The sequence below is a fragment of the Oleiphilus sp. HI0066 genome (assembly GCF_001635725.1).
Genome location: NZ_LWFH01000205.1, coordinates 1 through 1,130, shown reverse-complemented (window position 1 = coordinate 1,130; position 1,130 = coordinate 1). Strand labels below are relative to the sequence as shown.

2 protein-coding genes and 1 pseudogene are annotated in these 1,130 nt (G+C 47.4%); all 3 read right to left on the bottom strand.

Annotated features, from left to right (window positions below):
• The coding region (locus tag A3738_RS03215) for an NAD(P)(+) transhydrogenase (Re/Si-specific) subunit beta (protein WP_231876518.1) at positions 1-487 on the bottom strand (487 nt) is incomplete at its 3' end.
• Positions 487-774: an NAD(P) transhydrogenase subunit alpha gene (locus A3738_RS03210; RefSeq protein ID WP_068474346.1), complete on the bottom strand. Its 288-nt coding sequence runs from the start codon at positions 772-774 to the stop codon at positions 487-489. The genes A3738_RS03215 and A3738_RS03210, both read right to left, overlap by 1 nt.
• Positions 775-1,130, bottom strand: a pseudogene (locus A3738_RS03205) (NAD(P)(+) transhydrogenase (Re/Si-specific) subunit alpha); the annotation flags it as partial.

Here is a 1,130-nt window from a genome sequence, read left to right as displayed (position 1 = left end):
CTGTAATAAGCTGCCATTGTCTTGCGCGCTTACTGTCACCGATAGTTCCTTTTAGCTTAAGAACGGCGACCACTGATCCTGATAGCGTTATTGCACCGATGACGATCGAAGCAAGGATGGCTGCTGACCATACGCCGGTTACCACTGAATTTGCTGCGATTGCAGTTAACCATGTGCTACCAGCAACTGCTAGAGATGCCCCGCCGCCAACGCCGTTAAGGCTTGCTACAAGCTCTGGCATAGACGTCATTGCTGTGCGTTTTGCCAGCAATGCACCAATTGAACCGCCGAGTAAAATACCAGCAATGATCGTAGTGAAACCAATGATGTCGTGGTGAAGAAGTGCTGCGGTTACTGCGATCAACATGCCGATAGCTGAAAGCTGATTTCCGCGTACAGCCGTTTTAGGTTTGGTCATGCCTTTTATGCCGAGGATAAAAAACACAGCCGCTGTTAAGTAAGAAAGATTGACTAAAGCAAACATCATTAGCCCTTTTGCTTAAACATGTTGAGCATACGATCTGTCACCATGAAGCCTGCAACGATGTTGATGCTTGCGAGAGTAACAGCAATAAAACCAAGAACACTTGCAACAGTGGGAGACAAGTGATTTGTACCAGCACTAACAATTGCACCGACGATAACGATGCCAGAGATCGCGTTGGTGCCGCTCATCAGAGGTGTGTGCAAGGTTGGCGGTACTTTGTTTATCAACTCGACGCCAACGAATAAGGCCAAGATGAATATGGTGAAGCTAAGAACGAGCATTTCCATTTATGCATTCTCCTCTTGGTTTGATTCAGCAGGTTCAAAATAAATACTAGTGCCACGAGTCACCTGAGTTGCCGTGACAATTTCATCTTCTTGATTAGGAACAAGGCGACCACCTTCGGTCATGTTCTTAATGAAGTTGATAATGTTTCGATTCAATAGCTGCGATGCATGCACAGGCACACGTGAAGGGTGGTTTACGTGTCCGACTAAGGTAATGCCGTCTAACTCGATTTTTTCGTTCAAGACTGTGCCCTCTGCATTACCGCCTCGCGCTGCCGCAAGGTCAACAATGACGGAGCCGCGCTTCATGCGCTGCATCATTTGTCGCGTGATGAGCTTAGGTGCTGGTTTTCCAG

Bases quoted from the DNA above. Each gene is read 5' to 3' on its own strand.
- A3738_RS03210 (WP_068474346.1), bottom strand. From the start codon at position 774: ATGGAAATGCTCGTTCTTAGCTTCACCATATTCATCTTGGCCTTATTC.